Source organism: Pseudomonas sp. W17 (assembly GCF_040268305.1).
Taxonomy (GTDB): domain Bacteria; phylum Pseudomonadota; class Gammaproteobacteria; order Pseudomonadales; family Pseudomonadaceae; genus Aquipseudomonas; species Aquipseudomonas protegens.
Window position 1 is genome coordinate 1,061,753 of sequence record NZ_CP158490.1, and the last position, 23,743, is coordinate 1,085,495.

Annotated in this window: 29 protein-coding genes; 18 read left to right on the forward strand and 11 right to left on the reverse strand. The window is 62.0% G+C overall.

Going from position 1 to position 23,743, the window contains the following annotated elements; all coding sequences use genetic code 11:
* Positions 1–21: 21 nt before the first annotated feature.
* On the forward strand, positions 22–861 hold the full coding sequence (locus ABCR88_RS04730; RefSeq protein WP_041115973.1) for a carbon-nitrogen hydrolase family protein: 840 nt from the start codon (positions 22–24) through the stop codon (positions 859–861).
* A gap of 26 nt (positions 862–887) precedes the next feature.
* Positions 888–2,330 carry a metalloprotease TldD gene (tldD, locus tag ABCR88_RS04735; protein ID WP_350404180.1) on the forward strand — a complete coding sequence of 481 codons (1,443 nt, stop codon included), beginning with the start codon at positions 888–890 and terminating at the stop codon, positions 2,328–2,330.
* Between the two features lie 49 nt (positions 2,331–2,379).
* Here the strand turns inward: tldD and yjgA are convergent, their stop codons facing one another.
* Positions 2,380–2,901 carry a ribosome biogenesis factor YjgA gene (gene yjgA / locus ABCR88_RS04740; RefSeq protein WP_011059258.1) on the reverse strand — a complete coding sequence of 174 codons (522 nt, stop codon included), beginning with the start codon at positions 2,899–2,901 and terminating at the stop codon, positions 2,380–2,382.
* A 108-nt stretch (positions 2,902–3,009) separates the two neighbouring features.
* On the opposite strand from yjgA, the gene pmbA reads away from it, so the two are divergent.
* From pmbA to ABCR88_RS04770, 6 genes are all read left to right on the forward strand, one after another.
* Positions 3,010–4,356: a metalloprotease PmbA gene (gene pmbA / locus ABCR88_RS04745; protein WP_210457590.1), complete on the forward strand. Its 1,347-nt coding sequence runs from the start codon at positions 3,010–3,012 to the stop codon at positions 4,354–4,356.
* Between the two features lie 238 nt (positions 4,357–4,594).
* Positions 4,595–4,990: a FagA protein gene (locus tag ABCR88_RS04750; RefSeq protein ID WP_232643012.1), complete on the forward strand. Its 396-nt coding sequence runs from the start codon at positions 4,595–4,597 to the stop codon at positions 4,988–4,990.
* Complete coding sequence (locus ABCR88_RS04755; RefSeq protein WP_041115976.1) at positions 4,983–6,359, forward strand: class II fumarate hydratase; 1,377 nt, start codon at positions 4,983–4,985, stop codon at positions 6,357–6,359. The genes ABCR88_RS04750 and ABCR88_RS04755 overlap by 8 nt, the downstream gene beginning before the upstream one ends.
* A gap of 28 nt (positions 6,360–6,387) precedes the next feature.
* Positions 6,388–6,837, forward strand: coding sequence for a hypothetical protein (locus tag ABCR88_RS04760; RefSeq protein WP_011059262.1), 450 nt, complete (start codon positions 6,388–6,390; stop codon positions 6,835–6,837).
* A gap of 1 nt (position 6,838) precedes the next feature.
* Positions 6,839–7,450, forward strand: coding sequence for a superoxide dismutase (locus ABCR88_RS04765; protein ID WP_011059263.1), 612 nt, complete (start codon positions 6,839–6,841; stop codon positions 7,448–7,450).
* Between the two features lie 34 nt (positions 7,451–7,484).
* Entirely contained in the window at positions 7,485–8,378 is an 894-nt protein-coding gene (locus ABCR88_RS04770) for a ZIP family metal transporter (protein ID WP_232643008.1), read from the forward strand.
* Between the two features lie 29 nt (positions 8,379–8,407).
* Here ABCR88_RS04770 and ABCR88_RS04775 read toward each other — a convergent pair whose 3' ends face one another.
* From ABCR88_RS04775 to ABCR88_RS04820, 10 genes are all read right to left on the reverse strand, one after another.
* Positions 8,408–8,680, reverse strand: a complete 273-nt coding sequence (locus ABCR88_RS04775) for an HPr family phosphocarrier protein (protein WP_011059265.1) — start codon at positions 8,678–8,680, stop codon at positions 8,408–8,410.
* A 16-nt stretch (positions 8,681–8,696) separates the two neighbouring features.
* Positions 8,697–9,554 carry an RNase adapter RapZ gene (gene rapZ, locus ABCR88_RS04780; protein WP_011059266.1) on the reverse strand — a complete coding sequence of 286 codons (858 nt, stop codon included), beginning with the start codon at positions 9,552–9,554 and terminating at the stop codon, positions 8,697–8,699.
* A 2-nt stretch (positions 9,555–9,556) separates the two neighbouring features.
* Entirely contained in the window at positions 9,557–10,021 is a 465-nt protein-coding gene (ptsN, locus tag ABCR88_RS04785) for a PTS IIA-like nitrogen regulatory protein PtsN (protein WP_011059267.1), read from the reverse strand.
* Between the two features lie 12 nt (positions 10,022–10,033).
* Positions 10,034–10,339 (reverse strand): ribosome-associated translation inhibitor RaiA, encoded by a 306-nt coding sequence (gene raiA, locus ABCR88_RS04790; RefSeq protein WP_011059268.1) that lies wholly within the window; start codon positions 10,337–10,339, stop codon positions 10,034–10,036.
* Positions 10,340–10,464: 125 nt separating this feature from the next.
* Positions 10,465–11,958 carry an RNA polymerase factor sigma-54 gene (locus ABCR88_RS04795; RefSeq protein ID WP_350023609.1) on the reverse strand — a complete coding sequence of 498 codons (1,494 nt, stop codon included), beginning with the start codon at positions 11,956–11,958 and terminating at the stop codon, positions 10,465–10,467.
* A gap of 182 nt (positions 11,959–12,140) precedes the next feature.
* Positions 12,141–12,866 (reverse strand): LPS export ABC transporter ATP-binding protein, encoded by a 726-nt coding sequence (lptB, locus tag ABCR88_RS04800; RefSeq protein WP_011059270.1) that lies wholly within the window; start codon positions 12,864–12,866, stop codon positions 12,141–12,143.
* Complete coding sequence (gene lptA, locus ABCR88_RS04805; protein ID WP_011059271.1) at positions 12,866–13,411, reverse strand: lipopolysaccharide transport periplasmic protein LptA; 546 nt, start codon at positions 13,409–13,411, stop codon at positions 12,866–12,868. The genes lptB and lptA overlap by 1 nt, the downstream gene beginning before the upstream one ends.
* Positions 13,398–13,970 carry an LPS export ABC transporter periplasmic protein LptC gene (gene lptC / locus ABCR88_RS04810; RefSeq protein ID WP_350404181.1) on the reverse strand — a complete coding sequence of 191 codons (573 nt, stop codon included), beginning with the start codon at positions 13,968–13,970 and terminating at the stop codon, positions 13,398–13,400. Before lptC ends, lptA begins: the two co-directional genes overlap by 14 nt.
* A 9-nt stretch (positions 13,971–13,979) precedes the next feature.
* Positions 13,980–14,504 carry an HAD family hydrolase gene (locus ABCR88_RS04815; protein ID WP_011059273.1) on the reverse strand — a complete coding sequence of 175 codons (525 nt, stop codon included), beginning with the start codon at positions 14,502–14,504 and terminating at the stop codon, positions 13,980–13,982.
* On the reverse strand, positions 14,504–15,478 hold the full coding sequence (locus ABCR88_RS04820; protein WP_011059274.1) for a KpsF/GutQ family sugar-phosphate isomerase: 975 nt from the start codon (positions 15,476–15,478) through the stop codon (positions 14,504–14,506). Before ABCR88_RS04820 ends, ABCR88_RS04815 begins: the two co-directional genes overlap by 1 nt.
* A 264-nt stretch (positions 15,479–15,742) precedes the next feature.
* Between ABCR88_RS04820 and ABCR88_RS04825 the strand changes: the two genes are divergently transcribed.
* The 10 genes from ABCR88_RS04825 (at position 15,743) to hisC (ending at position 23,733) form a co-directional block, all read left to right on the forward strand.
* Entirely contained in the window at positions 15,743–16,552 is an 810-nt protein-coding gene (locus tag ABCR88_RS04825) for an ATP-binding cassette domain-containing protein (protein WP_011059275.1), read from the forward strand.
* Positions 16,552–17,349, forward strand: a complete 798-nt coding sequence (gene mlaE, locus ABCR88_RS04830) for a lipid asymmetry maintenance ABC transporter permease subunit MlaE (protein ID WP_011059276.1) — start codon at positions 16,552–16,554, stop codon at positions 17,347–17,349. The genes ABCR88_RS04825 and mlaE overlap by 1 nt, the downstream gene beginning before the upstream one ends.
* Positions 17,349–17,816: an outer membrane lipid asymmetry maintenance protein MlaD gene (gene mlaD / locus ABCR88_RS04835; RefSeq protein ID WP_011059277.1), complete on the forward strand. Its 468-nt coding sequence runs from the start codon at positions 17,349–17,351 to the stop codon at positions 17,814–17,816. The genes mlaE and mlaD overlap by 1 nt, the downstream gene beginning before the upstream one ends.
* A gap of 11 nt (positions 17,817–17,827) precedes the next feature.
* On the forward strand, positions 17,828–18,481 hold the full coding sequence (locus ABCR88_RS04840) for an ABC transporter substrate-binding protein (RefSeq protein WP_350404184.1): 654 nt from the start codon (positions 17,828–17,830) through the stop codon (positions 18,479–18,481).
* A complete protein-coding gene (locus tag ABCR88_RS04845; RefSeq protein WP_011059279.1) occupies positions 18,478–18,786 on the forward strand; it encodes an STAS domain-containing protein in 309 nt (102 codons plus the stop codon). Before ABCR88_RS04840 ends, ABCR88_RS04845 begins: the two co-directional genes overlap by 4 nt.
* Positions 18,787–18,902: 116 nt before the next feature.
* Positions 18,903–19,142 (forward strand): BolA family protein, encoded by a 240-nt coding sequence (locus tag ABCR88_RS04850; RefSeq protein ID WP_011059280.1) that lies wholly within the window; start codon positions 18,903–18,905, stop codon positions 19,140–19,142.
* Between the two features lie 22 nt (positions 19,143–19,164).
* Positions 19,165–20,430, forward strand: coding sequence for a UDP-N-acetylglucosamine 1-carboxyvinyltransferase (gene murA / locus ABCR88_RS04855; RefSeq protein ID WP_011059281.1), 1,266 nt, complete (start codon positions 19,165–19,167; stop codon positions 20,428–20,430).
* A gap of 129 nt (positions 20,431–20,559) precedes the next feature.
* Complete coding sequence (hisG, locus tag ABCR88_RS04860; protein ID WP_011059282.1) at positions 20,560–21,195, forward strand: ATP phosphoribosyltransferase; 636 nt, start codon at positions 20,560–20,562, stop codon at positions 21,193–21,195.
* 154 nt (positions 21,196–21,349) lie between these two features.
* Positions 21,350–22,678 (forward strand): histidinol dehydrogenase, encoded by a 1,329-nt coding sequence (gene hisD / locus ABCR88_RS04865; RefSeq protein ID WP_015634167.1) that lies wholly within the window; start codon positions 21,350–21,352, stop codon positions 22,676–22,678.
* A 2-nt stretch (positions 22,679–22,680) separates the two neighbouring features.
* Positions 22,681–23,733, forward strand: a complete 1,053-nt coding sequence (gene hisC / locus ABCR88_RS04870; RefSeq protein ID WP_011059284.1) for a histidinol-phosphate transaminase — start codon at positions 22,681–22,683, stop codon at positions 23,731–23,733.
* The last annotated feature ends 10 nt before the right edge of the window (positions 23,734–23,743 follow it).

The window sequence follows — 23,743 nt, forward strand, 5'->3', positions numbered from 1 at the left end:
CTACCCTACAAGGAGTTCGCCATGTCTCTTGCGGTGATTCAAATGGTCAGCCAGAGCGATGTCCTGGCCAATCTGCAGCAGGCTCGGAGCCTGCTCGAACAGGCTGCTGCCGGCGGTGCAAAGCTGGCCGTCCTGCCGGAAAACTTCGCCGCCATGGGGCGCCGCGACATGGCCGCCATCGGTCGCGCCGAAGCGCTGGGCGAAGGTCCGATCCTGCCATGGTTGAAACAGGCCGCCCGCGACCTCAGGTTATGGATAGTGGCCGGCACCTTGCCGTTGCCCCCCGTCGATCAGCCCGAGGCCAAGTCCAATGCCTGTTCGTTGCTGGTGGATGACCAGGGGCAGTTCGTGGCGCGCTACGACAAGCTGCACCTGTTCGATGTCGATGTGGCGGACAATCGCGGGCGCTACCGTGAATCCGATGACTATGCTCATGGAAACCGGGTGGTGGTGGCGGATACGCCGGTGGGAAGGGTCGGCCTTACAGTCTGTTATGACCTGCGCTTTCCCGAGCTGTACAGCGAGTTGCGCGCCGCTGGCGCCGAGTTAATCACCGCGCCTTCGGCGTTTACCGCGGTCACCGGTGCGGCCCATTGGGAGGTGCTGATTCGCGCCCGTGCCATCGAGACCCAGTGCTATGTGCTGGCGGCGGCCCAGGGCGGCGTGCATCCCGGCCCGCGGGAAACCTACGGCCATGCGGCGATCGTCGACCCCTGGGGGCGGATAGTGGCGCAACAGGATCAAGGTCAAGGCGTGCTGCTGGCCGAGCGCGACAGCAGCGAACAGGCGTCCATCCGGGCGCGGATGCCGGTGTTCAGTCACCGGCGCATTTTCTCGCAAGGCGTGCAACGGCTTGCATAAGTACGACGAATTTAAGGCCAAAACATATGAGCGGGTTGTTGTCCTCTGTCAGTGAACATCTACTAGCCCCGGGCGGCGTGACCATCGAAAGCTTGCAAGGCGTGCTGGGCGATCTGGCCGGCCCGGGCATCGATGCCGCCGATCTGTATTTCCAGGGGCAGATTTCCGAGTCCTGGTCCCTGGAAGACGGAATCGTCAAGGAAGGCAGTTTCAACCTCGACCAGGGGGTTGGGGTGCGTGCGCAATCTGGTGAGAAGACCGGCTTCGCCTACAGCAATGCCATCACCCTGGAGGCCCTGGGCCTCGCCGCCCGGGCGGCGCGCTCGATTTCCCGGGCTGGGCAAAACGGCACCGTGCAGGCGTTCTCGACCCAGGACGTGGCGCAGCTGTATGCGCCGGACAACCCCCTGGAAGTCATCAGCCGGGCCGAGAAGGTCGAGCTGCTCAAGCGCGTTGACGCCGCAACCCGCGCCCTGGATCCGCGCATCCAGCAGGTCAGCGTGAGCATGGCCGGGGTCTGGGAGCGGATCCTGGTGGCCTCTACCGATGGCGGCCTGGCGGCGGACGTGCGGCCGCTGGTGCGTTTCAACGTCAGCGTCATCGTCGAGCAGAACGGTCGCCGCGAGCGCGGTGGCCATGGCGGCGGCGGGCGTACCGACTACCGCTATTTCCTCAGCGAAGATCGGGCCATGGGCTATGCCCGTGAAGCCCTGCGCCAGGCGCTGGTCAATCTGGAAGCCATTCCGGCGCCGGCCGGAACCCTGCCGGTGGTGCTGGGCTCCGGCTGGTCCGGAGTGCTGCTGCACGAAGCTGTGGGCCACGGCCTGGAGGGTGACTTCAACCGCAAGGGCAGTTCGGCCTACAGCGGTCGCATGGGCGAAATGGTGGCTTCCAAGCTCTGCACCATCGTCGACGACGGCACCCTGGCCGGGCGCCGTGGTTCCCTGAGCGTGGACGACGAAGGCACCCCCACCGAATGCACCACGCTGATCGAGAACGGCGTGCTCAAGGGCTACATGCAGGACAAGCTCAATGCCCGGCTGATGGGCGTGGCCCGCACCGGCAACGGTCGCCGCGAGTCTTATGCGCACCTGCCGATGCCGCGCATGACCAACACCTACCTGCTGGGTGGCGAAAGCGATCCGGCGGAAATCATCGCTTCGGTGAAGAAGGGCATCTATTGCGCCAACCTCGGCGGCGGCCAGGTGGATATCACCAGCGGCAAGTTCGTGTTCTCCACCAGTGAGGCCTACCTGATCGAGGACGGCAAGATCACCGCCCCGGTCAAGGGCGCGACCTTGATCGGCAACGGTCCGGAAGCCATGAGCCGGGTATCGATGGTGGGTAATGACCTGTCCCTGGACAGTGGCGTCGGCACCTGCGGCAAGGATGGGCAATCGGTGCCAGTGGGCGTTGGCCAGCCGACCCTGAAGATCGATGCAATCACCGTGGGTGGCACTGGGGCATAAGGAGGGAGGGCGTCGGGTGAGCTGCAGGGCAGCTCACCCGTGGCAAGGCTCAGCGCAGGCCGCGTTGAGTCTCGTCCAGCTCGCGGATGTACTTGAAGATTTTACGGCTTGAGGCCGGTGCCTTGTTATGCGCCAGCTCATGCTGGGCCTGACGGATCAGGGAGCGCAGTTGCTGGCGATCGGCGTCCGGGTATTCGCCGACGAACTTTTCCAGCACGTCATCGCCGCCGCCGATCAGGCGGTCGCGCCAACGCTCCAGGTTATGGAAGCGTTCGTTGTACTGCCGGGTGGAGGCATCGAGTTGGTCAAGCAGTTGCAGAATCGCGTCGGTGTCCTGGTCCCGCATCAGCTTGCCGATGAACTGCAGGTGGCGCTTTCGGGCGATATGGGCGACGTGCTTGGGTGCATCCGCCAGGGCCCGGCGCAAGGCGTCGGTCAGGGGCAGTTTGTTCAGCAAGTCGGGCTTGAGAGTGGTAAGGCGCTCGCCGAGATCAACCAGAGCATGCAGCTCGCGTTTGACCTGGGATTTGCTTTTCTCCCCATCGAGGGAGTCGTCGTAAGAATCAACCATGGTGGCAGTCCGCAAAGAAACGCCGCCATGATAACCAGTCGAGGGCCGCTTGTCCGGCCCGGTCGCTCGCCGGCCTTAATCGAAAGCAGAATTTGAGTGGAGAACAGCATGAGTGCAGCACAAAGCGTCGGCCCACAGGCTTTGCCGGCCCTGCAGGAGCAAGTCGAGCAGATCATCGCCGAGGCCAAGCGCCAGGGGGCCAGCGCCTGTGAAGTGGCGGTGTCCCTGGAGCAGGGGCTGTCGACTTCGGTGCGCCAGCGGGAAGTGGAAACCGTCGAATTCAACCGCGACCAGGGCTTTGGTATCACCCTCTACCTGGGCCAGCGCAAGGGTTCGGCCAGTACGTCTGCCAGCGGCCCCGAGGCCATTCGCGAAACCGTGGCGGCGGCCCTGGCGATTGCCAAGCACACCTCCGAAGACGAAGCCTCGGGCCTTGCCGACGCGGCCTTGATGGCCAAGGACCTGCAGGACTTCGACCTGTTCCACGCCTGGGACATCACCCCCGAACAAGCCATCGAGCAGGCCCTGACCTGTGAGGCAGCGGCCTTTGCTGCCGACAGCCGGATCAAGAATGCCGACGGTACCACCCTCAGCACCCACCAGGGCTGTCGGGTGTATGGCAACAGCCACGGCTTCATTGGTGGTTATGCGTCCACCCGCCACAGCCTGAGCTGCGTGATGATTGCCGAGGCGGATGGCCAGATGCAGCGCGACTACTGGTACGACGTCAATCGCCAGGGCCAGTTGCTGGCCGACCCGGCGAGCATTGGCCAGCGTGCCGCCCAGCGCGCCGCCAGCCGGCTAGGTGCCCGTCCAGTGCCGACCTGTGAGGTGCCGGTGCTGTTTTCCGCAGAACTGGCCGGTGGCCTGTTCGGCAGTTTTCTCGGGGCGATTTCCGGTGGCAACCTGTACCGCAAGTCGTCCTTCCTCGAAGGCGCCCTGGGTCAACAACTGTTTCCGCAGTGGATGACCATCGATGAGCGCCCGCACCTGATGCGCGCCATGGGCAGTTCGGCTTTCGACGGCGATGGCCTGGCCACCTACGCCAAGCCGTTCATCCAGGACGGTGAGCTGGTGTCCTATGTACTGGGCACCTATTCCGGGCGCAAGCTGGGCATGCCGAGCACCGCCAACGCCGGTGGCGTGCACAACCTGTTCGTCACCCATGGCGACGAAGACCAGGCCGCGCTGCTGCGGCGCATGGGCCGTGGCCTGCTGGTGACCGAGCTGATGGGCCATGGCCTGAACATGGTCACCGGGGACTACTCCCGCGGTGCGGCGGGTTTCTGGGTCGAGAACGGCGAGATTCAGTTCGCGGTGCAGGAAGTGACCATTGCCGGCAACCTGCGGGACATGTTCAAGCAGATCCTCGCAGTGGGTAACGACCTGGAGCTGCGTAGCAACATCCGCACCGGCTCGGTGCTGATCGAACGCATGACCGTCGCCGGCAGCTGACCGCGCCCAGCTTCAGCCCCAACGCGCCACCTCCCCGAGGTGGCGCGTTTTTTATGGCCGCCATTTTTGTAGGAGCTGGCTTGCCAGCGAAAGCGTCCTGACATCCGGCACCAGGCTCAAGGGCTCATTCGCCGGCAAGGCGGGCCCTATAAGAGTTGGACAAAAATCATACAAGCCAGATTGATTTGATTCTCAATATCATTTAATAATGAAAATCATTATTCAATGAGCCCAGGTCATGAGTTCTGCCTTGCACGAGCAGCCTTACCTCGAAAGCTGGCGCTGGATGAGCCGCCAGATCCGTTGCGCACTGGAACCGGACGAACCCCGTCTGATCGAGCATTACCTCGCCGAAGGCCGTTACCTGGCCTGCTGTACCGCGATGTCGGCCTGGACCGTCGCTGAAACTTCCTTCCGTTTATTGATCGATACCGCAACCGATACAGCGCTGCCCTGGCATTGGCGCAGCCTGTGCCTGGACCAGGCCTGGCGGCCGTTGCGCGACATGGAGCGGTTGTCTTTGTGCAATTGCCGGCTCAAGCGCTGGCAGAGCCACGCCTGGCAGTTGGCGACCTGCTCGCTGCTGCCTTCCATTCCCCTGATAGAACTGGTGCAAGGATTTCCCGATGAGTAATACCCGTATCGAACGCGACAGCATGGGCGAATTGCAGGTACCGGAACTGGCCCTGTACGGCGCCCAGACCCAGCGTGCGGTGGACAACTTCCCCATCAGCGGCCAACGCATGCCGGCGGCCTTCATCCGTGCGCTGATCCTGGCCAAGGCGGCTGCGGCCAAGGCCAACGTCGAACTGGGGCAGATCAGCGAAGCCCAGGGCAAGGCCATCGTCGATGCCGCCCAGGGTCTGCTGGAAGGTGATTTCATGCCGCACTTCCCGGTGGACATTTTCCAGACCGGCTCTGGCACCAGTTCCAACATGAACGCCAATGAAGTACTGGCAACCCTGGCCAGCCGCCTGCTGGGTGAACCGGTCAACCCCAATGACCATGTCAACTGCGGCCAGAGCAGCAACGACATCATCCCTACCACCATTCATGTCAGCGCCGCGCTGACCCTGCATGAGCAACTGCTGCCGGCCCTGGTGCATCTGGTGGAGGTCATCGAGCGCAAGGCGGTACAGGTGCACCCCTTCATCAAGACCGGCCGCACTCACCTGATGGACGCGATGCCGGTGCGCATGAGCCAGGTGCTGGAGGGCTGGGCGCAGCAACTCAAGGCCAATATCAGCCACCTGCAGGATCTGCTGCCGAGCCTGCAATCCCTGGCTCAGGGCGGTACCGCTGTGGGTACCGGAATCAATGCGCATCCCGAGTTCGCTGCGCGTTTCAGCCAGCAGTTGAGCAAGCTGACCCAGGTGCAATTCACCCCGGGCAAGAACCTCTTCGCCCTGATCGGCTCCCAGGACACTGCGGTGACGGTATCCGGCCAGCTCAAGGCTACCGCGGTGTCGTTGATGAAGATCGCCAACGACTTGCGCTGGATGAACTCCGGCCCGCTGGCCGGGCTCGGCGAGATCGAGCTGGAAGGTTTGCAGCCCGGTTCGTCGATCATGCCCGGCAAGGTCAACCCGGTGATTCCTGAAGCCACCGCGATGGTCGCCGCCCAGGTCATCGGCAACGACAGCACCATCACTGTGGCCGGGCAATCGGGCAACTTCGAGCTCAACGTGATGCTGCCGATCATTGCCCAGAACCTGCTGAGCAGCATCGAGTTGCTGGCCAACTCCAGCCGCCTGCTGGCAGACAAGGCCATCGCCAGCTTCAAGGTCAACGAGCCCAAGCTCAAGGAAGCGCTGTCGCGCAACCCGATCCTGGTCACGGCGCTGAACCCGATCATCGGCTATCAGAAGGCTGCGGAGATCGCCAAGACCGCCTACAAGCAGGGGCGCCCGGTGATCGACGTGGCCCTTGAACATACCGATCTGCCACGCAGCCAGCTGGAGGTCCTGCTGGACCCGGAAAAGCTCACTGCCGGCGGCGTGTAACCCACCGACACCGCTTTGGAGGCTCACCATGGAGCACTGGAAACGCACGATCGAAAGGGCCAATCGCCTCTTTATGCAGGGCGAGCTGGTGGATGCTCGCGAGTTCTACCTGCAGGCGCTGGCCCTGGCCCAGGTGCTGTTCGAGCGCTGGTCGGATGCCGACGAAGCGGTAGCGGCCTGTGTGATTTCCCATCACAACCTGGCAGACCTGCACCTGCGCCTCAATCAGCCGGAGGAGAGCGCGGAATACCTCTGCGCCATCCATCAGCGGTTGCTGCAGACCATGCAGGACAGCCGCTTGCCCACAGCCCTGCGGGAAGCGGCCTTGCGCCAAAGCAGCAAGACCTACGTCGAACTGCTGAATTTCATCGGTGATCACGGCGAATACCCGCGCACTCACCGTTTGCTGGACAGCAACGTCGCGGGCCTGTCAGCCGACAGCCCGCAACCAGACAGCCCCTCTTACGGAGCCCATTGATATGTCCTTTACCTTGCCTGCACTGCCTTACGCCTACGACGCCCTGGAACCGCACATCGATGCGCAAACCATGGAAATCCACTACACCAAGCATCACCAGACCTACATCAACAACCTCAACGCCGCCGTCGAGGGGACCGAATGGGCAGGGTGGGAGGTGGAAAAGCTGGTAGCCAGCGTTCAGCAACTGCCGGAAAAACTGCGTGCTGCGGTGATCAACCAGGGTGGCGGGCATGCCAACCATTCGCTGTTCTGGGCGGTGATGACGCCCGCCGGTGGCGGTCATCCCCAAGGCGCCCTGGGGCAAGCCATCGAGCAGCAACTGGGTGGTTTCGAGAGCTTCAAGGAAGCCTTCACCAAGGCCGCACTCACCCGTTTCGGCAGTGGCTGGGCCTGGCTCAGCGTGACACCGGAGAAGAAACTGGTGGTGGAAAGCAGCGGTAACCAGGACAGCCCGCTGATGAACGGCAATACGCCGATCCTCGGTCTGGATGTGTGGGAGCACGCCTACTACCTGCGCTACCAGAACCGCCGCCCGGAATACATCAACGCCTTCTACAACGTCATCAACTGGCCGGAAGTCGCTCAGCGCTACCAGGCCGCGATGGCTTGATACCTTTCCATCAAAACAAGATCTAAGGCCGACTATGGGCACTGAAACACTGGCAATCAGCAGCGGGCGAATGTTTCGTTATGCCTTCGGTTCGCTGTTGCTGTTGGCGGGCACGGCGTTGCTGGTGGCTCAAGGGTTGAGCTGGCTGAACCTGGAGCCGCGTTTGCTGCGCGCCTTGCAGGGCGGTTCGATCTGCGCACTGGGCACGGCGCTGGGGGCGGTCCCGGTGCTGGTGATCCGGCGGATGCCGGTGGCGGTGAGCGACACCCTGCTGGGCTTTGGTGCCGGAGTGATGCTGGCGGCCACGGCATTTTCGCTGATCGTCCCCGGCATCGCTGCGGCCCAGGACCTGGGCTTGTCTGCCTGGGGCTCCAGCGGCCTGATCTGCGCCGGCATCATGCTCGGGGCCTTTGGCCTGTTCCTGGTGGATCTCAAGGTCTCGGGGGGCAGCCCGGAGGTGCTGGTGGGCACGCCAGAGCATCCGGTGATTGCCCCGCGTATCTGGCTGTTCGTCTTCGCCATCATTGCTCACAACGTTCCTGAAGGGATGGCGGTGGGGGTGTCGGCCGGAGGCGGCATGCCGGATGCGGACAGCCTGGCCATGGGCATTGCCCTGCAGGATGTACCGGAAGGCCTGGTGATTGCCCTGGTATTGGCGGGGGCGGGGATGTCGCGGGTCAAGGCATTCCTGATTGGTGCGGCTTCAGGTCTGGTGGAGCCGGTCTTTGCCTTGCTCTGCGCCTGGCTGGTGAGCCTGGCGCAGGTATTGCTGCCCTTGGGCCTGGCCCTGGCGGCGGGGGCGATGCTGCTGGTGGTCACTCATGAAGTGATTCCGGAGTCGCGTCGCAATGGCCATGACAAGCTTGCCAGCCTTGGCCTGTGTATCGGTTTCTGCCTGATGATGGTCATGGATACGGCACTCGCCTGAGGGCCGTATGGTGAGGGGCCCGCCCGGGCCTACTCGCCTTCGTCGAAGAAGTTGTTGATCAGTGCCACCAGCGCATCCATCGCTTCCTGTTCCTGCTCGCCTTCGGTCTTCAGGTGGATCCTGGTGCCCTTGCCGGCGGCCAGCATCATCATGGCCATGATGCTTTTGCCGTCGACCATGGAGTCCGGGGTCCTGCCGGCGCGGATCTGGCAGGGAAACTGCCCGGCCACGCCGACGAACTTGGCCGAGGCACGGGCATGCAGGCCCAGTTTATTGATGATCTCGATTTCCAGAGCTGGCATCGCGGGGTAGATCCTTTCAGCTAAGGTCGCGGTGGCGAACCTGGACGTTCTTCAGGGATTTTTGCAGGACCTGGCCCAGGCGCTCGGTCAGGTACACGGAGCGGTGGTGCCCGCCGGTGCAGCCGATGGCGATGGTCACATAGGCGCGGTTGCTGGCGGCAAAGCGTGGCAGCCATTTGAGCAGGTAGCTGGAGATGTCCTGGAACATTTCCTCGACATCGGGTTGCGCCGCCAGATACTCGGCCACGGGCGCATCCAGGCCTGATTGGGCGCGCAACTCGGGCTTCCAATACGGGTTGGGCAGGCAGCGCACGTCGAACACCAGGTCTGCATCCACCGGCATGCCGCGCTTGAAGCCGAAGGACTCCACCAGGAATGCGGTACCGGGTTCCGGCTGGTTCAACAGTCGCAGCTTGATGGTGTCGCGCAGTTGGTAAAGGTTCAGGTTGGTGGTGTTGACCTTGAGATCGGCCAGGTCGACGATCGGCCCCAGCAGTTGGGTTTCATCGTGGATGGCTTCGGCCAGGGAGCGGTTGGCGCTGCTCAGCGGGTGGCGCCGACGGGTCTCGGAGAAGCGCTTGAGCAGGGTCTCTTCGTCGGCATCCAGGTACAGCACGTCGCACTGGATATGCCGGCTGCGTACTTCTTCCAGCAATTCGGGGAAGCGCGACAGATGACTGGGCAGGTTGCGGGCATCGATGGACACCGCCACCAAAGGTTGCGCCAGTTCGGTGTGGATCAACGCACGTTCAGCCAGTTCCGGCAGCAAGCCGGCTGGCAGGTTGTCGATGCAGTAGTAGCCGTGGTCCTCGAGAACATCGAGGGCGGTGCTTTTACCTGAGCCGGAGCGGCCGCTGACGATGATCAAACGCATGATTACTGACCGTTTTGCTCGTCCAGAACGACCTGATACAAGGCTTCGTTGCTGGTGGCGCTGCGCAGTCGGTCACGGACTTCCTTGCGATCGAGCATGCTGGCGATCTGCCGGAGCAGTTCCAGGTGTGCATCGGTCGCGGCTTCCGGAACCAGCAGGACGAACAGCAGGTCGACCGGTGCGCCATCGATGGCGTCGAAATCGATCGGAGCGTCCAGGTGCATCAGCGCACTGATGGGCGACTCGCAGCCTTTGAGGCGGCAGTGGGGAATGGCGATGCCGTTGCCAAAACCGGTGGAACCGAGTTTTTCACGGGCAATCAGGCTCTCGAAGACATCCTGCATCTCCAGATCAGGCACTTCACGGCTGATCAGGTTGGCAATTTGTTCGAGGGCGCGTTTTTTACTGCCGCCCGGCACGTTCACCAGGGAACGGCCGGGGGTCAGGATGCTTTCAAGTCGGATCATGGGAGGGGAGTGTTAGCGACCCGTGCCTTGGAGAAGGTGGAGTTGCTTTTCCTTATGCTTTTTCAGTTGGCGGTCAAGCTTGTCCGTGAGCAGGTCGATGGCGGCATACATATCGTCATGTTCTGCGTTGGCAACGACCTCCCCACCGTGGATGTGCAGGGTGGCTTCGATTTTCTGCTTCAGCTTCTCGACAGCCATGGTGACCTGTACATTGGTAATCTTGTCGAAGTGCCTCTCCAGCCGGTCGAGTTTTTCGCCGATGTAGACGCGCAGGGGTTCAGTCACTTCGAGTTGGTGTCCACTGATGTTGACTTGCATACAGCTTCTCCTTCGTTGCCAGTGCATAACGCGGCAGGCTGGGTTGCCTGCCACCTAGACTAGGTTTGAAAACGGCACCGGGCCCTTTTCAAACACACTCTGAAACGCTGTGGCCAGCCCTGCGGCTACATCAACCGCTTACGTTCGCTGGAAGGCGCGATCCCAAGGGATTCGCGGTACTTGGCGACGGTACGACGGGCTACCTGAATGCCTTGTGCCTCCAGTAAACCAGCGATCTTGCTGTCACTCAACGGCTTTTTCTGATTTTCCGCGGCCACCAATTTTTTGATGATCGCGCGGATCGCCGTGGACGAGCATTCACCGCCTTCCGAAGTGCTGACGTGGCTGGAGAAAAAGTATTTCAGTTCATATATGCCCCGTGGGGTATGCATGAATTTTTGCGTGGTCACCCGGGAAATCGTCGATTCGTGCATGCCCACCGCCTCGGCGATATCGTGCAGAACCAGCGGCTTCATCGCTTCATCGCCATATTCGAGAAAGCCGCGCTGATGCTCGACGATCTGGGTGGCGACCTTCATCAGGGTTTCATTGCGGCTTTGCAGGCTCTTGATGAACCAGCGGGCTTCCTGCAACTGGTTGCGCATGAAGGTGTTGTCGGCGCTGGTGTCGGCGCGGCGTACAAAACCGGCGTACTGGGCGTTGACCCGCAGGCGCGGCACGGACTCCTGATTCAGTTCCACCAGCCAGCGGTCGTTGTCCTTGCGCACTATGACGTCCGGGACCACGTATTCGGCTTCGCTGGATTCGATCTGCGATCCGGGGCGGGGGTTGAGGCTCTGCACCAGCTCGATGACCTGGCGCAGCTCATCTTCCTTGAGCTTCATGCGTCGCATCAGCTGGCTGTAGTCGCGGCTGCCCAGGAGGTCGATGTAGTCACTGACCAGGCGCTGGGCCTCGCCCAGCCAGGGCGTTTTCGCCGGCAACTGGCGCAGTTGCAGCAACAGGCACTCGCCCAGGTTGCGGGCGCCGATACCTGCGGGTTCGAATTGCTGGATGCGGTGCAGGACGGCTTCTATCTCGTCCAGTTCGATATCCAGTTCCGGATCGAAGGCTTCGAGGATCTCCTCGAGGGTTTCGTCCAGGTAGCCCTGATTGTTGATGCAGTCGATCAGGGTCACGGCAATCAGGCGGTCGGTGTCCGACATCGGCGCCAGGTTCAGTTGCCAGAGCAGGTGGCTCTGCAGGCTCTCGCCCGCGGAAGTGCGGGTGGTGAAGTCCCACTCGTCGTCATCGCTGCTGGGCAGGCTGCTGGCGCTGGTCTGGTAGACGTCTTCCCAGGCGGTGTCGACCGGCAGTTCGTTGGGGATGCGCTCGTTCCACTCACCGTCCTCGAGGTTGTCCACCGTGGGGGCGGTTTCCTGGTAGGAGGGCTCCTGGATCTCGGTATTGGGTTTGGACTCGGTGTTGTCGGCCAGGGGGTCGCTGTTGTCGAAGTCGTCGCCTTCTTCCTGGCGCTCGAGCATCGGGTTGGACTCCAGGGCTTCCTGGATTTCCTGTTGCAGGTCCAGGGTCGACAATTGGAGCAGGCGGATGGCCTGTTGCAGCTGCGGTGTCATCGTCAGCTGCTGGCCCATTCTAAGGACTAGCGATGGTTTCATGGCAGGGGCTTAACACCTTATTTGCCGGCGCACATGCGCCATCCACTACAGGGCGCCGGAGCGCCAAACATAAGCAAATTATATGCCTGAAACTGAAGTGTTTGCCTAGAGCGCTGTAACAATAAAGTTTGTAGGGTTTTATTGTTCCCGGCGCCCTGGCGTCCAGCCCAACACATCAGCCCTTACAGGCGGAACTCATGGCCCAGATAGACTTCCTTGACCAGTTCGTTGGCCAGGATGGTCTCGGAGTCGCCTTCGGCGATCAGTTGCCCGTCGTTGACGATGTAGGCGGTCTCACAGATGTCCAGGGTTTCGCGGACGTTGTGGTCGGTGATCAGCACCCCGATGCCCTTGGCCTTGAGGTGGTGGATGATCTGCTTGATATCGCCCACCGAGATCGGGTCGACACCGGCGAAGGGTTCGTCCAGCAGGATGAACTTGGGCGCAGTGGCCAGGGCCCGGGCGATCTCCACGCGGCGCCGCTCACCACCGGACAGGCTCATGCCGAGGTTGTCGCGGATGTGGTTGATGTGGAATTCCTGCAGCAGGCTTTCCAGTTCCTGGCGACGGCCGGCCTTGTCGAGCTCCTTGCGGGTCTCGAGGATGGCCATGATGTTGTCGGCCACCGACAGCTTGCGAAAGATCGAGGCTTCCTGGGGCAGGTAGCCGATACCGGCGCGTGCTCGGCCGTGCATCGGTTGGTGGCTGACATCCAGGTCGTCGATCAGGACGCGGCCCTGATCGGCCTGGACCAGGCCGACGATCATGTAGAAGCAGGTGGTCTTGCCGGCGCCGTTGGGGCCGAGCAGGCCGACGATCTGACCGCTGTCGATGGACAGGCTGACATCACGCACGACCTGGCGGCTCTTGTAGCTCTTGGCCAGGTGCTGAGCTTTCAGAGTTGCCATTACTGGGCCTTTTGCTCGTCGGTTTTCTTTTTCGGCTGGATGACCATGTCGATCCGCGGACGCGGCGCGGTAACCGAGCTGCCATTGGCGCGACCGGCGTTGGCAACCTGCTTGACGGTGTCGTAGACGATCTTCTCGCCTTCGGTGGTATTACCGTCGTTGATGACCTTGGCCTTGTCGATCAGCACGATGCGGTTCTGCTGGGCATGGTACTGGATGGTCACGGCGTAGGCCTGGACCGGTTTCGGGTCGGTCTGCTTCTGCAGTTGCTCGAAGTAGGCGAGGTTGCCCACCGAGGTCACCACGTCGATTTCACCGGTCTTGGACCGGGTGATGGTCACGGTGTTACCGGTGATCTTCATCGAGCCCTGGGTGATGATGACATCGCCCTTGTAGGTGGCCACGCCGTTCTTGTCGTCCAGCTGGGCGTCGTCGGCCTGGATGCGGATCGGCTGTTGGCTATCGTTCGGCAGAGCCCAGGCGCTCACGCTTCCCAGTGCTGCGCCCAGACTGAGCAAAATAGGGAGGGTTTTAACGAGCCTCATACTGTCCTCTTACGTTCGATAGCAGGTTCATCCTGCCGTCTTTCAAATACGCTTTCATTCCCTTGGCCGTAGTCACGCCGCCGGCGCCGTCGATTCTAACGGCTTGCTCGGTCTGCGCATATTGCTTCTGCGGGAATACTGTCATGCGGGTTGTGGTGATCAGCAGGTTGCGGTTGTGCTCGTCGGTGCGGGAAACCCGTACCGAATCGATCAGCTCGACCTCGGTGCCGTCCGGGTTGACCTCGCCGCGTTCGCTCTGGACATGCCAGGGGAGCGTGGTGCCACGGTACATCTGCAGGTCCGGCTTGGTCAGCAGGGTCACTTCGCTGGCCTTGACGTGCTCGACCTTGTCCGAGGTCATTTCGTACTGCAGTTTGCCGTCGGGCAGGTACTGCACGCTGCGGGCGTTGATCACGTAGTAGTCAATGGCGCTTTCGTCGACCTGGGCCACCGGCTTGTCGAGGAAGCGTTCCGGGCTGATGTTCCAGTAACCGACCGCTGCGAACAGCAGGGCGATGGTCCCGAAGATCAGGATGTTGCGAATCTTTTTGCTCAGCATGGGAAGGCTCTATAAGTAAGCGGCATTGGCTGCTTCAAGGCGGTCCTGGGCACGCAGGATCAGTTCGCAGAACTCGCGGGCGGCACCTTCGCCGCCGCGGGCCACCGTGACGCCGTGGGCGTGTTCGCGGACAAACGCTGCGGCATTGGCCACCGCCATGCCCAGCCCCACGCGGCGGATCACCGGCAGGTCGGGCAAATCGTCGCCCAGATAGGCGACCTGTTCATAGCTTAGGCCCAGTTGGCCAAGAAGCTCGTCCAGTACCACCAGCTTGTCTTCGCGGCCCTGGTACAGGTGGGGAATCCCCAGGTTCTTGGCCCGGCGCTCTACCACCGGGGTCTTGCGCCCGCTGATGATCGCCGTCTGCACGCCGGCCGCCATGAGCATCTTGATGCCCTGGCCGTCCAGGGTGTTGAAGGTCTTGAACTCGCTGCCGTCTTCGAGGAAGTAGAGGCGCCCGTCAGTCAGCACGCCGTCGACATCGAATACCGCCAGCTTGATGTTTTTACCGCGTTGCAGCAGGTCGGCACTCATCACATCACTCCCGCGCGCAGCAGGTCGTGCATGTTCAAGGCGCCGATCGGCCGGTCTTCCTTGTCCACCACCACCAGGGCGCTGATCTTATGGTCTTCCATGATTTTCAGGGCTTCGGCGGCCAGCATGTCGGCACGTGCGGTCTTGCCATGAGGGGTCATCACCGAATCGATGGTGGCATGGTGTATATCGATGGCCCGATCCAGGGTGCGACGCAGGTCGCCGTCGGTGAAGATCCCGGCCAGGCGGCCGTCGGCCTCCAGGATCACGGTCATGCCCAGGCCCTTGCGGGTCATTTCCATGAGCGCATCCTTGAGCAGGGTGCCGCGTTGCACCTGGGGCAGATCGCTGCCTTCGTGCATGACGTTCTCCACCTTGAGCAGCAGGCGACGGCCCAGGGCACCACCCGGGTGGGAGAAGGCAAAGTCCTCGGCAGTGAAGCCGCGGGCTTCCAGCAGCGCCACGGCCAGGGCGTCGCCCATGACCAGGGCGGCGGTAGTCGAGGAGGTCGGTGCCAGGTTCAGCGGGCAGGCTTCGTGCTCGACGTGGACGTTGAGGTTGACGTCAGCCGCCTTGGCCAGCGGCGACTCGGGGTTGCCGGTGAGGCTGATCAACTGGATGCCCAGACGCTTGATTAGGGGCAGCAGGGTGACGATTTCGTTGGTGGAGCCGGAGTTGGAGAGGGCCAGGATCACGTCATCGCGGGTAATCATGCCCATGTCGCCATGGCTGGCTTCGGCAGGATGGACGAAGAAAGCCGTGGTCCCGGTGCTGGCCAGGGTAGCGGCAATCTTGTTGCCGACGTGCCCGGACTTGCCCATGCCGACCACTACTACGCGGCCTTTGCTGGCCAGAATCATCTCGCAAGCGCGTACGAAATCTGCGTCGATATGGGGCAGCAGGCCTTCTACTGCCTGTAGTTCGAGGCGGATGGTGCGTTGTGCTGATTGAATCAGGTCGCTGGATTGGCTCATGTCTGAAATCGTATAGCCCGATGAAAAGGCGGCGATTATAGCGGTAATGAACAAATCCCTCACGCAAGTTCGTCAGGCTTTGTCTACCGGGCGCGAGGAAAGTCTGGTTTTTGCCTGTCGTCGACCTGAACGGGGGTGGCGTCGGCCTTGGGGGCTCCGTATCAGCAGTGATATAGTTCGCCGCCAGTTCGGCCTGCCCAGGGGCATGTACTCCCGGCAGGGAGCCAAGCGTCCGAGTGATAGGCTGCATCGCAAGGAGTTTAGATGAGTGCCGATAACGCCTACGCGGTCGAGCTGAAGGGACTGTCCTTCAAGCGCGGTACGCGCAGCATTTTCAATAACGTGGATATCCGTATTCCGCGGGGCAAGGTCACCGGCATCATGGGGCCTTCCGGCTGTGGGAAGACCACCCTGTTGCGCTTGATGGGCATGCAGTTGCGGCCCAGCAGCGGCGAAGTGTGGGTCAATGGCCAGAATCTGCCGAGCCTATCGCGCAGCGATCTGTTCGACGCGCGCAAGCAGATGGGCGTGCTGTTCCAGAGCGGCGCACTGTTCACCGACCTGGACGTGTTCGAGAACGTGGCCTTTCCGCTGCGGGTGCACACCCAACTGCCGGACGAAATGATTCGTGACATCGTCCTGCTCAAGTTACAGGCGGTGGGCTTGCGCGGCGCGGTCGATCTGATGCCAGACGAGCTGTCCGGCGGCATGAAGCGCCGGGTCGCCCTGGCCCGGGCGATTGCGCTGGATCCGCAGATCCTCATGTACGACGAGCCTTTCGTGGGCCAGGACCCCATTGCCATGGGCGTTTTGGTGCGCCTGATCCGGCTGCTCAACGATGCCCTGGGCATCACCAGCATCCTGGTTTCCCACGACCTGGCGGAAACCGCGAGCATTGCCGACTACCTATATGTAGTGGGCGATGGCCAGGTGTTGGGCCAGGGAACTCCCGAAGAGCTGATGGACTCCGATAATCCGCGTATCCGTCAGTTCATGAAGGGCGATCCCGACGGCCCGGTGCCGTTCCACTTTCCAGCGACGGACTACCGCGCAGATCTTCTGGGGAAGCGCTGATGCGCAAAATATCGCTAATCGAGAGGGTTCGCCTCTTCGGTCGCTCAGGCATCGATGTCCTGGCGGTACTGGGGCGTTCCACGCTGTTCCTGTTCCATGCGTTGCTGGGCCGCGGTGGCATAGGCGGCAGCTTTGGCCTGCTGGTCAAGCAACTGCACTCAGTGGGCGTGATGTCCCTGGTGATCATTGTCGTGTCCGGGATCTTCATCGGCATGGTGCTGGCGCTGCAGGGCTTCAATATCCTTTCCAGCTACGGTTCGGAGCAGGCGGTGGGGCAGATGGTGGCCCTGACCCTGTTGCGGGAGCTGGGGCCGGTAGTGACTGCGCTGCTGTTCGCCGGGCGTGCCGGTTCGGCGCTGACCGCGGAAATCGGCAACATGAAGTCCACCGAGCAGCTCTCCAGCCTGGAGATGATCGGTGTCGACCCGCTCAAGTACATCATTGCGCCGCGCCTGTGGGCCGGCTTCATTTCCCTGCCGTTGCTGGCGATGATTTTCAGCGTGGTGGGCATCTGGGGCGGTTCGTGGGTCGCTGTCGACTGGCTGGGAGTCTACGACGGCTCCTACTGGGCGAACATGCAGAACAGCGTGACCTTCAGTGGTGACGTGCTCAACGGTGTGATCAAAAGTATTGTTTTTGCGTTTGTAGTGACCTGGATCGCCGTTTTCCAAGGCTATGACTGTGAGCCCACTTCAGAGGGGATCAGCCGTGCCACTACCAAGACCGTGGTGTATGCCTCGTTGGCCGTACTCGGCTTGGACTTTATTCTGACCGCCTTGATGTTTGGAGATTTCTGATGCAAAACCGCACCCTGGAAATCGGTGTCGGCCTTTTCCTGCTGGCCGGCATCCTGGCTTTGCTGTTGCTTGCCCTGCGAGTCAGTGGCTTGTCTCCAACCGCGAGCACCGATACTTATAAACTTTACGCCTACTTCGACAATATCGCCGGTTTGACGGTCAGAGCCAAAGTGACCATGGCCGGCGTGACCATTGGCAAGGTCACGGCGATCGATCTGGACCGTGACAGCTTCACTGGCCGGGTAACGATGCAATTGGAAAAGCGCGTGGATAATCTGCCGACTGACTCCACTGCATCTATTCTGACTGCTGGCCTGTTGGGTGAGAAATACATCGGTATCAGCGTGGGCGGGGAAGAAGCCTTGCTCAAGGATGGTGGAACCATCCACGACACCCAGTCGTCGCTGGTACTGGAGGACCTGATCGGTAAATTCCTGCTCAATACCGTTAGCAAAGACGCCAAATGAGGAGTTTTTCGATGATTTCTATCTTGCGACGTGGCCTGTTGGTGCTGCTCGCTGCCCTGCCGTTGCTGGCAAATGCGGCGAGCCCCACGTCCGCCCATGACCTGGTGCAGGACACTACCAATCGGTTGTTGGCCGATCTGGCAGCCAATAAAGAGAAGTACAAGCAAAGCCCATCCGACTTCTATAACGCCCTGAACGGCATTGTCGGCCCGGCGGTGGATGCCGACGGGATTTCCCGCAGCATCATGACAGTGAAGTATTCGCGCAAGGCCACCCCGGAGCAGATGTCGCGCTTCCAGGAGAACTTCAAGCGCAGCCTGATCCAGTTCTATGGCAATGCGTTGCTGGAGTACAACAACCAGGGCATCACCATTTCTCCTCCCAAGGATGAAAGCGGCACCCGTACCAGCGTCGACATGCAGGTGAAAGGCAATAACGGGGCGATCTACCCGGTGTCCTACACCTTGGAGAAGATCAACGACGAATGGAAGATTCGTAACGTGATCATCAATGGCATCAATATCGGCAAGCTGTTCCGCGATCAGTTCGCCGATGCGATGCAGCGCAACGGCAACAACCTGGACAAGACCATCGACGGCTGGGCCGGTGAGGTGGCCAAGGCCAAGGAAGTGACCGAAGACGCTGCACAAAAGGCTGCGCAATGAGTGAATCGGCCGTGCGCCTCGGTGACGCCGGGGAACTGTTGATCAGTGGCGTGCTGGATTACCGCAGCGGCCCGGGCCTGCGCAAGCAGGGCCAGGCACTGATCAAGTCGAGCCAGGCACCGGCGCTGGTGCTCGATTGCTCGGCGGTGGAGAAGTCCTCCAGCGTCGGCCTCGCGCTGCTACTGGCCTTTATGCGTGATGGCCAGGCACTGGGCAAGGCGGTGAGCGTTCGTGCGCTGCCCGAGGACATGCGCGAGATCGCCGAGGTCTCCGGAGTCACCGAAATCTTCGCCCATCCCCAATAACCCACATCTCTATATAGAAGCCCCCCGTCAGAGTCCTGCTATGCGGGGTTCGCAGGCGCGGGGCTTTTTTGTATGATGTCCGACCCGCGCGCACAGGGCGCCGATTGAGGTTGAGCATGCAGGCCAACGAAGTGAAGAGCTTTCTTGAGGGAAAGCTGCCCGGAGCTCAGGTAGAAGTTGAGGGCGAAGGCTGCAACTTTCAGCTGAACGTGATTAGCGACGAACTGTCGGCCTTGAGCCCGGTGAAGCGTCAGCAGAGCATCTATGCCCATTTGAATCCATGGATTGCCGATGGCAGCATCCACGCGATCACCATGAAATTTTTCAGCCGCGCGGCCTGGGCCGAGCGCACCTGAGCCCAAGGGCGTCGAGACTGTTATGGATAAATTGATTATTACCGGCGGCGTTCGCCTTGATGGCGAGATCCGCATTTCCGGGGCCAAGAACTCCGCGCTGCCGATTCTGGCGGCAACCCTGCTGTGCGATGGCCCGGTCACCGTGGCCAACCTGCCGCACCTGCACGACATCACCACCATGATCGAGCTGTTCGGTCGCATGGGCATCGAGCCGGTGATCGACGAGAAGCTCAGCGTCGAAATCGACCCGCGTACCATCAAGACCCTGGTGGCACCCTACGAGCTGGTGAAAACCATGCGCGCCTCGATCCTGGTACTGGGCCCGATGGTTGCCCGTTTCGGCGAAGCCGAAGTGGCCCTGCCTGGCGGTTGCGCCATCGGCTCGCGTCCGGTAGACCTGCACATCCGCGGCCTGGAAGCCATGGGCGCGGTGATCGACGTCGAAGGCGGCTACATCAAGGCCAAGGCGCCTGAGGGTGGCCTGCGCGGCGCGAATTTCTTCTTCGATACCGTGAGCGTGACCGGTACCGAGAACATCATGATGGCTGCAGCCCTGGCCCGTGGCCGCAGCGTGCTGCAGAACGCCGCTCGCGAACCAGAAGTCGTGGACCTGGCGAACTTCCTGATCGCCATGGGCGCGAAGATTTCCGGCGCTGGCACCGACACCATCACCATCGATGGCGTCGAGCGTCTGCATTCGGCGATCTACAAAGTGATGCCTGACCGTATCGAAACCGGCACCTACCTGGTGGCTGCAGCCGTCACCGGCGGCCGCGTCAAGGTCAAGGACACCGATCCGACCATCCTTGAAGCCGTTCTGGAAAAGCTCAAGGAAGCCGGCGCTGAAGTCACCACCGGCAGCGACTGGATCGAACTCAACATGCACGGCAAGCGCCCCAAGGCGGTCAACGTGCGTACCGCTCCGTACCCGGCGTTCCCCACCGACATGCAGGCGCAGTTCATTTCCCTGAACGCGATTGCCGAAGGTACTGGCGCGGTGATCGAGACCATCTTCGAAAACCGCTTCATGCACGTCTATGAGCTGCACCGCATGGGCGCCAAGATCCAGGTCGAAGGCAACACCGCCATCGTTACCGGTACCGAAATCCTCAAGGGCGCGCCTGTCATGGCTACCGACCTGCGGGCTTCGGCCAGCCTGGTGATCTCGGCCCTGATGGCCGAAGGCGACACCCTGATCGATCGCATCTACCACATCGACCGTGGTTACGAGTGCATCGAAGAGAAGCTGCAGATGCTCGGCGCCAAGATCCGCCGCGTACCGGGCTAGTTGCATGACGGGCACAGGGAGGTGCCCACAGTCGAATCTGTTTCACGTCGAGCCTGTCTTCAGGCTCGACGCATGTCTGGCGCCGTTTGCGTCCGGGCATCAGTCGCCGCATAAGGACTTACGTTACTCATGTTGACCATCGCACTGTCCAAGGGCCGTATCCTCGACGACACGCTGCCGCTTCTGGCTGAAGCGGGCATCGTGCCAACCGAGAATCCGGACAAGAGCCGCAAACTGATCATCCCCACGACCCAGGACGATGTCCGCCTGCTGATCGTGCGTGCCACTGACGTGCCGACTTATGTCGAGCATGGCGCTGCCGACCTCGGGGTGGCCGGCAAGGACGTCCTGATGGAGTACACCGGCCAGGGCCTGTATGAGCCACTGGACCTGCAGATTGCCCAGTGCAAGCTGATGACTGCCGGTGCCATTGGCGCCGCAGAACCCAAGGGCCGCCTGCGCGTGGCCACCAAGTTCGTCAACGTAGCCAAGCGCTACTACGCCGAGCAGGGTCGTCAGGTGGACATCATCAAGCTCTACGGTTCCATGGAGCTGGCGCCGCTGATCGGCCTGGCCGACAAGATCATCGACGTGGTCGACACTGGCAATACCCTGCGGGCCAACGGCCTGGAACCCCAGGAACTGATTGCTACCATCAGCTCCCGCCTGGTGGTCAACAAGGCATCGATGAAGATGCAGCACGCCCGTATCCAGGCGTTGATCGATACCCTGCGCAAGGCAGTGGAATCGCGACACCGCGGCTGATTCACATGCGTGGCCTTGAGCCGCGCCCATCTATCCGCGTCATAGCCAGAATGCTCAGGTGCCCACGCGGATGGCTTGGTAGTCTTGCGGCGCCTGAGCTTTGCAAATCCAAGCTTGCCCTTTTGTGCATTCGCCAATCATTGAGGCCTTCGCTATGACCGCTCCGACTGCAATTCGCCGACTCAACGCTGCCGACCCGGATTTCGCCCGTCATCTGGATCATCTGCTGAGCTGGGAAAGTGTCTCTGACGATTCGGTCAATCAGCGGGTGCTGGACATCATCAAGGCCGTGCGCGAGCGCGGCGATGCGGCGCTGGTGGAGTTCACCCAGCGTTTTGACGGCTTGCAAGTGGCCTCCATGGCAGACCTGATCCTGCCGCGCGAGCGCCTGGAGCTGGCCCTGACCCGGATCACCGTGGCCCAGCGCGAAGCCCTGGAAAAGGCCGCGGCGCGGGTGCGCAGCTACCACGAGAAGCAGAAACAGGACTCCTGGACCTACACCGAGGCCGACGGCACGGTGCTGGGCCAGAAGGTCACGCCGCTGGACCGCGCCGGCCTGTACGTACCGGGGGGCAAGGCGTCCTACCCGTCGTCGGTGTTGATGAACGCGATTCCGGCCAAGGTGGCGGGCGTTACCGAGGTGGTGATGGTGGTGCCGACCCCGCGTGGCGAGGTCAACGAACTGGTACTGGCTGCCGCCTGCATCGCCGGGGTCGATCGGGTGTTCACCATCGGCGGCGCCCAGGCCGTGGCCGCGCTGGCCTACGGCACCGAAAGCGTGCCCCAGGTGGACAAGGTTGTTGGCCCGGGCAACATCTATGTGGCCACCGCCAAGCGCCATGTGTTCGGCCAGGTCGGCATCGACATGATCGCCGGCCCGTCGGAAATCCTGGTGGTCTGCGACGGCCAGACCGACCCGGACTGGATCGCCATGGACCTGTTCTCCCAGGCCGAGCACGACGAAGACGCCCAGGCGATCCTGGTCAGCCCGGATGCCGAGTTCCTGGATAAAGTCGCGGCAAGCATCGCCAAGCTGCTGCCAACCATGGAGCGCGCACAAATCATCAACACCTCGATCAACGGCCGTGGAGCCCTGATCAAGGTCCGCGACATGCAGCAAGCCATTGAAGTGGCCAACCGCATTGCCCCCGAGCACCTGGAGCTGTCCGTGGCCGACCCGCAAGCCTGGCTGCCGCAGATCCGCCACGCCGGGGCGATCTTTATGGGCCGCCACACCAGCGAAGCGCTGGGGGATTACTGCGCCGGGCCGAACCACGTGCTGCCGACTTCCGGCACCGCGCGTTTCTCGTCGCCGCTGGGGGTGTATGACTTCCAGAAACGTTCGTCGATCATCTTCTGCTCCGAGCAGGGCGCCTCTGAACTGGGCCGCACCGCCTCGGTGCTGGCCCGTGGCGAGTCGCTGACCGCCCACGCCCGCAGCGCCGAATACCGCATCGTCGACGACCAAGATCAGGGGCAATGAACATGAGCAAATTCTGGAGTCCGTTCGTCAAGAACCTGGTGCCCTACGTGCCGGGCGAACAACCCAAGCTGACCAAGCTGGTCAAGCTCAACACCAATGAAAACCCCTATGGCCCGTCGCCCAGGGCCCTGGCGGCGATGCAGGCCGAACTCAACGACAACCTGCGTCTGTACCCGGACCCCAACAGTGACCTGCTCAAGCAGGCGGTAGCCAGTTACTACGGGGTGCAGGGTAACCAGGTGTTCCTCGGCAACGGTTCCGACGAAGTCCTGGCGCACATTTTTCACGGCCTGCTGCAGCAGGAAAAACCGCTGCTGTTCCCGGACATCAGCTACAGCTTCTACCCGGTGTATTGCGGCCTGTACGGCATCGAGCACGAAGCGGTGCCGCTGGACGAGCAGTTCCAGATCCGCGTGGCCGACTACGCCAGGCCCAACGGCGGGATCATCTTCCCCAACCCGAATGCGCCCACCGGCTGCCTGTTGGCCCTGGATGCGGTGGAGCAGATCCTCAAGGCCAGCCCGGATTCCGTGGTGGTGGTGGATGAGGCCTACATCGACTTCGGCGGCCAGACCGCCATCAGCCTGGTGGATCGCTACCCGAACCTGCTGGTGACCCAGACCCTGTCCAAGTCGCGCTCCCTGGCCGGCTTGCGAGTGGGCCTGGCGGTAGGGCACCCGGATCTGATCGAGGCCCTGGAGCGGGTCAAGAACAGCTTCAACTCCTACCCGCTGGATCGCCTGGCGATCGTCGGAGCGGCGGCGGCTTTCGAGGACCGCGAGTACTTCGCCAAGACCTGCCAGCAAGTGATCGACAGTCGCGAATGGGTGGTGGCGCAGTTGCAGGCCAAAGGCTTCGAAGTGCTGCCGTCGGCGGCCAACTTCATCTTTGCCCGCCACCCGCGGCACGACGCAGCCGGCCTGGCGGCCAAGCTGCGCGAGCAAGGGGTGATAGTGCGCCACTTCAAGCAGCAGCGGATCGCTCAGTTCCTGCGGATCAGCATCGGCACACAGGAACAGAACCAGGCGCTGATCGACGGCCTGGGCGAGCTGTAGTCCAGGCGCC